Source organism: Comamonas sp. SY3 (genome assembly GCF_041730275.1).
GTDB classification, from domain to species: Bacteria; Pseudomonadota; Gammaproteobacteria; order Burkholderiales; family Burkholderiaceae_C; genus Comamonas; species Comamonas sediminis.
The window spans coordinates 92,786-101,861 of record NZ_JBGTYN010000019.1; the positions used below are offsets into that span (position 1 = coordinate 92,786).

10 protein-coding genes are annotated in these 9,076 nt (G+C 51.9%); 6 read left to right on the forward strand and 4 right to left on the reverse strand.

The features are described from left to right. Positions 1–47: 47 nt before the first annotated feature. Together ACCQ08_RS19970 and ACCQ08_RS19975 are read left to right on the forward strand one after the other, a co-directional pair. Complete coding sequence (locus ACCQ08_RS19970) at positions 48–284, forward strand: helix-turn-helix domain-containing protein (RefSeq protein ID WP_373450780.1); 237 nt, start codon at positions 48–50, stop codon at positions 282–284. A 909-nt stretch (positions 285–1,193) separates the two neighbouring features. Beyond that, complete coding sequence (locus ACCQ08_RS19975; RefSeq protein ID WP_373450788.1) at positions 1,194–1,535, forward strand: zinc ribbon domain-containing protein YjdM; 342 nt, start codon at positions 1,194–1,196, stop codon at positions 1,533–1,535. Positions 1,536–2,200: 665 nt separating this feature from the next. Here ACCQ08_RS19975 and ACCQ08_RS19980 read toward each other — a convergent pair. Then, on the reverse strand, positions 2,201–2,722 hold the full coding sequence (locus ACCQ08_RS19980; protein ID WP_373450781.1) for a ferritin-like domain-containing protein: 522 nt from the start codon (positions 2,720–2,722) through the stop codon (positions 2,201–2,203). A gap of 291 nt (positions 2,723–3,013) precedes the next feature. Here ACCQ08_RS19980 and ACCQ08_RS19985 point away from each other — a divergent pair, with 291 nt between their 5' ends. The 4 genes from ACCQ08_RS19985 (at position 3,014) to ACCQ08_RS20000 (ending at position 5,568) form a co-directional block, all read left to right on the forward strand. After that, positions 3,014–3,424: a low affinity iron permease family protein gene (locus ACCQ08_RS19985; RefSeq protein ID WP_373450782.1), complete on the forward strand. Its 411-nt coding sequence runs from the start codon at positions 3,014–3,016 to the stop codon at positions 3,422–3,424. Between the two features lie 566 nt (positions 3,425–3,990). Further along, positions 3,991–4,251 carry a hypothetical protein gene (locus ACCQ08_RS19990; protein ID WP_373450783.1) on the forward strand — a complete coding sequence of 87 codons (261 nt, stop codon included), beginning with the start codon at positions 3,991–3,993 and terminating at the stop codon, positions 4,249–4,251. Between the two features lie 220 nt (positions 4,252–4,471). Further along, positions 4,472–4,783, forward strand: coding sequence for a helix-hairpin-helix domain-containing protein (locus tag ACCQ08_RS19995; RefSeq protein WP_373450784.1), 312 nt, complete (start codon positions 4,472–4,474; stop codon positions 4,781–4,783). Between the two features lie 248 nt (positions 4,784–5,031). Then, positions 5,032–5,568, forward strand: coding sequence for a helix-hairpin-helix domain-containing protein (locus tag ACCQ08_RS20000; protein ID WP_373450789.1), 537 nt, complete (start codon positions 5,032–5,034; stop codon positions 5,566–5,568). Between the two features lie 89 nt (positions 5,569–5,657). Here the strand turns inward: ACCQ08_RS20000 and ACCQ08_RS20005 are convergent, their stop codons facing one another. The 3 genes from ACCQ08_RS20005 to ACCQ08_RS20015 all read right to left on the reverse strand — a co-directional run bounded on the left by ACCQ08_RS20005 (position 5,658) and on the right by ACCQ08_RS20015 (position 8,108). Beyond that, the gene (locus tag ACCQ08_RS20005; protein WP_373450785.1) at positions 5,658–5,894 is read right to left on the reverse strand and encodes a hypothetical protein; all 237 of its coding nucleotides are present in this window, start codon (positions 5,892–5,894) and stop codon (positions 5,658–5,660) included. Between the two features lie 757 nt (positions 5,895–6,651). Then, positions 6,652–7,107 (reverse strand): hypothetical protein, encoded by a 456-nt coding sequence (locus ACCQ08_RS20010; RefSeq protein ID WP_373450786.1) that lies wholly within the window; start codon positions 7,105–7,107, stop codon positions 6,652–6,654. A gap of 197 nt (positions 7,108–7,304) precedes the next feature. Further along, complete coding sequence (locus tag ACCQ08_RS20015) at positions 7,305–8,108, reverse strand: NYN domain-containing protein (RefSeq protein ID WP_373450787.1); 804 nt, start codon at positions 8,106–8,108, stop codon at positions 7,305–7,307. Positions 8,109–9,076: the final 968 nt, after the last annotated feature.

Genomic DNA, 9,076 nt, shown 5'->3' on the forward strand with positions numbered 1-9,076 from the left:
ATTCAGTCGTGTTACGACTATTCCATATTCGACTAGACGATAGACGGATGTCTACATCCCTGTATCACGCTGATTACGAGGCGCTGCGAGCAGCCCTTCGTAACATGCGCATGCAGGCAGGATTGACGCAGACTGATATGGCTGTGGCGCTAGGTGTAGGGCAGTCCTATGTCTCCAAACTTGAGCGTGGTGAAAATTACGTTGATGTAATTTTGTTCGCTCGTTGGTGCCAGATTTGCATGATCAGACCAGGATTGGCACTGGATAGATTGCTCAAGGTATGAGGGCACTTCAAGTCAAGCCTTCGTGTGGATGGTATCCGTCGATCTACGCATAGGGCGGCGCTGATCGATTTGAGATCCTCTCTTGACTCGGTCTTGCTTCCTCGGCAGAGATACCCGCGCTCCAGCCCGGCTACCCCGGAATTCGGTTGGGTATGTTTCTGTTTTAGCTTGATACCATGCGCTGCTGGCTGGCTTCCAGCCATCCCATGGGTCTGCACCCGGCACCCCTGCACCCCGCCCGCCACGACACCCCCGTAGGGGGCTGTCGGGCGGGGCGCGGGTGTCGGGCATGGGTTTGGAGTCTGCGGTTCCGGGTTGTTGGATTGGCTGGCCGCTCGCTGTAGTGCTTCGGCATGCGACGTGATACCTAGGCAATTTTCTTGTGTGCTTGGACTATGGGGGTAGCGGCTAGGTTTTTCGTGCATCGCCTCGGTACCTCTCCGTGCAACTTTGGGGCCATCGTAGTTTGATGGCTCCCTGGCTTGACCTCCAGTTCAGCACTGGAGCATATTTACCAGCTATGTATTTGGTCCTGCAGTCGGCCGGTCATCCAGGATGCATGCGCTAACCCCTTGTTGCTGCCACCCCACTCGATACCCCCGCCCACCCCTTTTAGGGGGGAGGGCGGGGGGGTATCGAGTCCAGGAGGTTCGAGTGCGCTGCCTGTGAGGGGTCTAGGATCGTGGTAATAAATACTGCGATTGGCTATTCTGCGGCCTCGGTGGGTGCTGCCCGTGTGCATACACCAGCCTGCAGATTCATATCTTCTTGCGCTTAGTCCGTGACTATGCAGGTCATACCTGATATCCATCTGGAGGCCCTTGGCTCAGGAGGCATCCTGGTGGCCGATTGCCTATAGAGGTGCAACTACAATACATCTCTCATAGCTCATAAAAATTTATAATGTCAATCCAACCAGTTCCACCATGCCCCAAGTGCAATTCTGAATTCGTTTACGCCGCCGATGATCTGCTAATCTGTCCTGAGTGCGCTCATGAATGGTCACAAGATATTGATCAAGAAACTGAAGATGCTCCGACGGTCATCAAAGATGCGGTTGGCAACATCCTGCAAGATGGAGATTCCGTAACAGTTATCAAAGATCTGAAGATCAAAGGATCTTCTCAGGTAGTGAAGGTTGGAACCAAGGTTCGTAATATCCGGCTCACTGGCGGCGACCATGATATTGACTGTCGGATCGATGGGATCGGTAACATGCAACTCAAATCTACATTTGTGAAAAAGGCGTGAGCTTGGGCTCACTATGGGTAAATGTACTGCACCGCCCTTTATGGACACAGCCTGGATTGATTTTTTCCCTGCTTTGAATTCCGCTGGCAGGTCTGCTAGGTGCCTGGACTAAAGGGGGCTGCTAGGCTTTTCTCGCCTCGCCTCGCCTCGCTTCGGTCTCCCTCTGCTCAACTTCGAGGCTATCGCCGTTTGATGGCTCCCTGGGGCTGGCCTACACTTCCGGGATATATTGCGACATTTAGATTGATCGCCCCGCTCGGCCCCGCAGGGGTTTAGGGTGGGGCGGGCTGTCCGGTGACGGCCAACAGCGGTCAACCCCTTAGTTCACTTCAAAGGCCGGTGCAGGCTGACTGCAGTCTATCGACTCAATGAGCCAATGACTGGTGACGAACAGAGCACTCATTGCAGTGAGTCATCCTTGTATGGCTGCTCTCCCCTGGAAGGCGCCACTGCATGCTGAATCCAGCGCAGGAACCGCTTACTTGAGCATTATTAGGAAAATTTGGTAGGCCAGAGTGGACTCGAACCATAAATTCAGGGGAACCCGGTCCTATCCTGTCGCTTGATCGATTTAGAGCATGCGACAGCGAGGGACCAGAATGTCCAGAGAGTTCACTGAAAAGTACCCCCCGGGACCCTGCGATGCAGACGGTTCTTTCAGTATGCTACTTTCGCTTAGTAGAGGAAGAACTTTCGGAGTCAGTTGCATTTTCAATGGCTGCAGCTTGGCCAAGCTTGCCCAACTTCTCATCCGTTGCTTGTTCTTCCGCTAGCGAAGCTTTGAGCAAAGGCAAAACTGGTTTGTAACCAAGCTTGGTAGCTAGGGTAATTAGGGTGTTATAGCTAGCGATTTCATAGTGTTCGACCTTCTGCGCGGCGCCAATGAGAGCAACATCCAAGACCGCACCCTTATCAATTTTATCGATAAGGTCTTTGCCCTCTTCGACAAGTCCTTCCATGGCTGCGCATTTGATGCGCTTCAGCTTGAGATTCAGCAGTTCTACAACTTCGTCAATGCGCTCAACCTGTCCCCGCGTTTCTTCAAGATGATCGAGAAATGCTTGCGACAACTGAGGGTCCGAAGCAGCGCGAGCCATTTTTGGTAGCGATCGTGTCATCTGTTTTTCTGCGCTGTAAGTGTCAGAAAGCTCATGCAGAAATAAATCAGCAACTGTTTTAACTGGCATTGCGGTCTCCTAAAAGTAGAAGACTCGATCCTACGCTCTTCAAAATTTTGCCAATGCCAGACAATGCACTCGCCGCTTGTGTGAAATTACTCCACTAAAAAGATCAATCAAAAATAAGCACTGATAGACGTTGTCATATTTGTACATATTAAACATCTTACAACACGAAAACATACTCTGAAACAACAAATCAAAATGAAAGGGCAATCCTACAAAAAATATGGATAAATTTTGATTGAATATAGAGCTACGAAGTGGGTAAATAAGCTCATCAAAATTTTACAACTAATCATGTCCAGGCAATCTGAATTTTCCAAAATATCAAGATCTATCGCCAAGTTCACCGGAAACCCAAAATGTTTTGCACTTGCATGTTTCCTTGTAATAGCTTGGGCAGTAACAGGCCCGATATTTCACTTCAATAATACCTGGCAGCTAGTTATAAATACTGGAACAACCATCATCACATTTCTAATGGTTTTCCTAATCCAGGCAACCCAAAACTGCGATACAGCTGCCATGCAAATCAAGCTGGATGAACTAATACGGGCAGTTGAAGGCGCGGAAAATACCATGGTATCTATTGAAGAGCTAGAGCCACACGAAATTGATGAACTCAAACAGAATTTTGATTCATTAGGAGAGGAGGCTAGGATAAAGACCGCGAAATTTCCGAACAGTTTGACTACAACTAATAATTGATGATTGAGCTCAGATACTGCAGGGATGGGAAAATACTGGCTATACCCAAGCGCGGGCAACCCAACCCAGTAAAAGAAACAATCCACAAGAGCATGGGGCAGTCAACATCAGCTTCTGGAATGCATCAGCAAAATTGTCACTGCCTTTTATCTCGCCATCACGCAGGCCCAATCCGGCGCGCAAGATGAGGGCGATTCCATACCCGTCGGCAATGGACAAGTGAGGAAGCTGGAAATTCGGAACTACGAACCATGTCCAGAGAACTGATAGCGTGAGTCCCGTCCAAGCCGCAGACCAAGCCAAGCCTATAACAGTCGCGGCAATGCGACTCATGAATGCATATCTGGATGAAGAAGAAGTGATCGCCCGATGTTTCATGTGATCCCTAGTTTGGGAGGCCGCTAGCAGCGCGGCCTTGGACCTCGACCTGTCTGACACTGGCTCAGGCAATTCTGATACCCGTCAATCGATAACTCATTTTCGATTGTAAGTTCTGTTTGTACCACAAGAGGAGAGGCTGTTAACATTGATTCAAGAAAAGCTAACGCTTGTTTAAGGTGTCATCTATGAGCCTGTACGAAGCAATTGAGATGACGTTTCTTCAGTTGGTTAAAGGTGGTCAGATTCCCGCAAGGCTACACCTCACTGAGCAAGACCTGACCGCCCTCATCAACGACCGAACGTTAGGTGCATCCTGGACGCCCAGTATTCCGGACTTCTGGGACCAAAGGGTCCTTGGCCTGCCTCTCGCCAAAGCTGCTACCCACAATGCATTCCAGGTCGAAGACCGATTGATAGTCATCGAGTGGTCACCAGAAGAGCAATAAATCTGCTCTTTTGTTAGGTCTCATGAAAAGGAGGAGACACGACGTGAAATCGATCAAACTTAGGGATTAGGCTTAGGAAGCCTTGGTCTGGCGCACGTATGATGCGTGTCAAATGCTAGACGACACTCCGCCGCTATCACTCGAAACTCCATTGGGCGACCTACTCCCCCTCCGAGTAAAAGCCCTTCTTCAAAGGCATGGAGTCCACACGGTAGAGGATGTGCGCAAGGCCTACCCGCATCAGCTGATGTGGGGCATGGGGATGCTGCGGTTCAAGCAGATCGAAGCAGTTTTCTTCCCGGGTCAGTCATTCACACCCACAAGGGTCTGCTCTCCCATTCGACACATCAAAGGCTCATCTCTTAACGGCACCATTTCCCCGGCCGCTGTCCGAGCCTTGGCGCGCGGAGGGATCACTACTGTGGATCAACTGCTTGCTGCGGAGCGAAAGGACCTGATGAATATCAAAGGCCTTGGCGCGCTGAAGTTGCGGGAGATCGAGCGCGTTTTCTTCCCGGGCCAACACAATTAGGTGCAGCGCGGCAGGCGGTCGGCGCCGACGCTTCCAGATAGCACTGGCAATCTGCTAACGAACATTTGAGTTCTCCTCCGCCGGCATCTATGATGGTTGGCATGTTGGATGAACCCTCACTTCCACCTGAGTTGCCCCTGGACAAGATACTTCCACTGCGCCTCAAGAACCTTCTTCAACGGAACGGTATCTCCACAGTAGAGGCAGCGTTCAGGGCCTACCCCGACCAGTTGCTCAAGCTGCCAGGGATGGGCATAAGCAAGTTTAGGCAATTGGAGCGGATTCTGTTTCCTGGTGAGACCCTCACACTACGTCGGGCGCCCCCTCCGATCCCATATGCGCAGGGATCGTCACTTAACGGCCTGCTATCGCCTGGCACCGTACAAGCCCTCGCTCGGGGCGGTATCACGACCGTCGCTCAACTGCGTGCAGCTAGCCGCAAGGATCTCCTCGCCATGAAAGCTTTGGGACCGACCAAGCTTTGGGAGATTGAGAGAGCGTCATTGCTGGGCAAGTCGTTCACCCCAGCACGGGTCAATGTGCCGATTCGCCATATCGAGGGCTCCTCTCTCAATGGCTCCCTATCCCCAGCCGTTGTGCGAGCCTTGGCGCGCGGCGGGATCACTACTGTTGATCAACTGAGAGCTGCAGAGCCGGCAGAGCTACTAAAGATCGAACGGCTGGGCGTGGGGATGCTGCGGGAGATCGAGAGCGTGTACTTTCCAGGTCAACGCTATGAAGTGCCACGCGGAAGGCGGTCGGCGCCTACCTTGCCTAAATTTTGAATGGGGGACGCACGGAGAGGTGTTTGCTTATTGGTGCCACAAGTGACAAGGCCCCACGTGATACGGGCCCAAGTGGGTAAGTAGGTCAGCTACCAAGCGTGCGAATGTAGAAGGTCTACCCCTTCACTTTCGAATTTGTCTACAGCAGTATCTAATGCCTGAAACAGCGAATCCACGGTGTGCTTATCGCTCAGCTGTTGCGTGGCTCTGCCGACTTCAAATGCATCTCGGGCGCCGGACAGATACGCCACCTTAAAAAGCTTAACTTGTTCCGAGGAAAGCTTGGTCACCTGCTTGGCGGCCAACACGCTCTTTTGCTTTGCCATCTCAGTATCTCCTTCCACTCGTGGACGTTTCACTATAAAGAAATCGTTAAGGATGATTATCGTTCAGATCGTTGCTGGAAGAAGGAGATGTAGAACTTGTCTGACACTCAAACAGCCAATGTGATAGCTGATAAAAAGGCAAGATAAACGGACCCTCGACTGTCCAATCGAGGGCGCTTAACGCTGCATCAGCCTCCACGCCCGTCGCCTCAAGGCGGTCATTCCGCGCTCGATGTTCATATGACCCCACAGAGCGGCTCCTTTGGCCCCCTGAAGCTCCAGCTTCAGTGACGACACTTCCGAGCGGAGCTGGACCTCTGTCTTTTCAAACTCCTGGTTCTTCTCTCGTAGGTAGTTAACGAGTCCATCGTTTGTGTCTTTACCGTTGCTGTGACCATAAGCGACGCAAGCCATGCCTACACCTATCAGAGTTGCACCTGCAATTAGGCCTGCAACTAGTCGCTCCATCAGGGTACTCATATTTTTCTCAACGTTGTTTGGTAAACCTGGACTAAGGAAGGCCGCAGCAATTCTCTGGCCATATCGCCTGCGATCTAAAACGATGGATTCGATACGCGCGAAAGGTGCTCGTAGTCCAGCTTTGAGGAGTGCTTGGCACCTATTACATGCTAGGAAGATCGATCACATACACAATTGTTACAAACACTATACCCTAAGCTCCGACTGACCGCTGTAAAGCATTGCGTCGAAGGACGGCTATGGGTTGAATCCACAGTCGTCTGCAGACTTTCAGAACTTATGTTGTGTGTGCCAGCTGAGATGTGTTCTGTTCACGCTCTTTCATCTCATGGTGGAAATTTTCGATTTCCCGCAGCTTATGAATGCCGAGGCCCCTAATTTTTAGCAGTTCCTTGCTCTCCGTCACAAGCAGTTGCTCAATGGTAGTGATCCCACCACGAGCCAACACTTGAACCGTTTCTGGGGCGAGGACGCCGTTAAGAGATGAGCCTTTAATGTAGCGTACGGGCGAATAGATCCGCGATGGGGTGAAGGACTTGCCTGGAAACAGAGCTGCCTCAATCTGCTTGAATCGGAACATACCCATCCCGCGCATCTTCAGCAGTTCGTTCGGATAGGCACTACGAACTCCCTCAATTGTATGGATGCCATTCCGTTCGAGAATCGTCTTCACTCGAAGCGGTAGTTGGTCGCCTATAGGTGTTTCGGATATTGACGTCTGAGTATTGGGCATGTCTGACATCATGGATGGCAGTCCTCAATCATATGCAACCTCTCATCGAAGTATTGTTGGAGGGTAATACCTGATAGGGTGTTGCATTGGCGAGAATTGTGAAATCCGCGAATATATAGGCATGCCTAGGTGTTAAGGGTGCCTCCTGGGCCGAAATTGTATCTATGCGAATGCCGACCATCTCATTTATAGGCGATCTATCTTGCTTCAGACGAGCTTTCGATTTTCGTCACCAGGCTGACAGACCAATGACCGCTTTCGTCTTTGCTTGGTGCTAGAAGGTCATATGTCTTAACCATACTGAGTAGACCTGAATGCCCGTAAGTTTGTGGAGAGAAGCCAGGGTCCATCCGTTTGAGATACTGCCCTAATGGTCCCAATCCAACCTTCCCTTCAGACGTGTCTCCAGCAAGGAGTGATACCGCATCGACGAGAAATCGAGGGCGCCGCTTAGGTAGCGGCTTGAGCATATCCTGCTTCAAGGGATCGACTTTAACTTGTTCGGCTTTTGCCAAATTTTTGGATGCGGGATCGGTGACTTCCTCGGGCTGAATGTCCGGGCGAGTCCATTCGAAGAATTGGTCGCTTGCGTTCCTCAAAGCTTCCGGCGTCTTGGGTTCCCCAACAATGCAGACTGTAGCACCACGCTCTCGTAGCTTGCGGCATAGATACGCGAAGTCTGAATCGCTGGTCACGAGACAGAACGTATCTGCGCGGTGATCAAACAATGCTTCTAGTGCGTCCAGTGCCAATGCAATGTCTGCAGTGTTCTTCCCAGATGTGTACTGGTACTGAAGGCAGGGCGTAAAAGCTAGTCGAACCATTGCATCTTGCCATTTATTGGCCAGGGTGCCATGGTTGCCGTAGCCACGTCGAAGAACCACGCGCCCGAATTGCGCCATCATCCTGAGAGCATGTTCGAGTATGTCTGGTGGGACGTTGTCACAATCAACAAGAACAGCAACGCGAGTCTCAGCGGTGCTGGAGGGTGTGGAGCTCATGGATGCCTATTTGTTCACAAGTCGGTCGGATGGGTACAAATGAGAAAGCGCCGCCATACCGGATTACAGGAAAGCGGGGGAGGGCTTAGTGTATAGGCGTGGAGTATATCGATGCCTACGGAGTTGGTACTCCAAGTCAAGACTGCTAGTGCGCGTTCTCGTCGGGTAGTGATAAAGAAAAGCCACCCGTGAGGGTGGCAAAGGCTGTCGATAAGAAGGCCGACCCTGGTGGGGCAGGGATGCCGTGCAATTTCAATGAGGGAGGTTGTGGGAGGGCACGACGTCGGCAAAACTAATGCGAGGATATTAGCGCAAGAATGCTGTGATGAAACGCGCTGTATCTCCTTAGCGACGTTTCCGCGCGGCACCTGTTTCATTGTCTGACCCCTCACAGTCACTACCGGCCCGGCGTGCGAGGCTGGGCCGAGAGAAGTTTCGTTGGAGTTTGGACTATGGAGGTAGCGGCTGGTTTTTCCGTGCAGCATTTTGTACCACTCCGCCACTCCGCCACTCCGCCACTCCGCCACTCCGCCACTCCGCCACTCCGCCACTTTGGCACTATCACGGGTCGATGGCTCCTATGCTGTGGTCTTTGATCTGAGTTGGGGCACCTGCTGCTGCCATTGATATGCCCTGGCATGCTGGGGATATTTGCAGGATTTGCAATGCAAGCTACTAGTGCGCTGGCGGTGTGTGGGCTCCGAGCTGCGGAAACATTTCTTCTTGAGCTTGGCGTGTTCCGTCGCTATGGGGGTCATGGCTGGCTTTCATTGGGCACGCCGTGAGGCCAGGAGATATCCGGACGGGCATGTGTCGGTAGCCAGGTGCGGCGAGAATTACTGTGCTCGGTGAGTCCGCTGCATGTCGATTCGGCGATCCCTCTGTCCGGCTCTGGGTTCTATTGCTGCGGGTCGTAAGCGCGCGGTGAACCCATCTTGAAGTGACTCTCTCCGTCTCGCAACATCGTG

What these genes read in the sequence shown, in the direction of transcription:
- ACCQ08_RS19970 (WP_373450780.1), top strand. Translation starts at nt 48, where the DNA reads ATGTCTACATCCCTGTATCACGCTGATTACGAGGCGCTGCGAGCAGCC.
- ACCQ08_RS19980 (WP_373450781.1), bottom strand. Translation starts at nt 2,722, where the DNA reads ATGCCAGTTAAAACAGTTGCTGATTTATTTCTGCATGAGCTTTCTGAC.
- ACCQ08_RS19985 (WP_373450782.1), top strand. Translation starts at nt 3,014, where the DNA reads ATGTCCAGGCAATCTGAATTTTCCAAAATATCAAGATCTATCGCCAAG.
- ACCQ08_RS19990 (WP_373450783.1), top strand. Translation starts at nt 3,991, where the DNA reads ATGAGCCTGTACGAAGCAATTGAGATGACGTTTCTTCAGTTGGTTAAA.
- ACCQ08_RS20000 (WP_373450789.1), top strand. Translation starts at nt 5,032, where the DNA reads ATGGGCATAAGCAAGTTTAGGCAATTGGAGCGGATTCTGTTTCCTGGT.
- ACCQ08_RS20005 (WP_373450785.1), bottom strand. Translation starts at nt 5,894, where the DNA reads ATGGCAAAGCAAAAGAGCGTGTTGGCCGCCAAGCAGGTGACCAAGCTT.
- ACCQ08_RS20010 (WP_373450786.1), bottom strand. Translation starts at nt 7,107, where the DNA reads ATGCCCAATACTCAGACGTCAATATCCGAAACACCTATAGGCGACCAA.
- ACCQ08_RS20015 (WP_373450787.1), bottom strand. Translation starts at nt 8,108, where the DNA reads ATGAGCTCCACACCCTCCAGCACCGCTGAGACTCGCGTTGCTGTTCTT.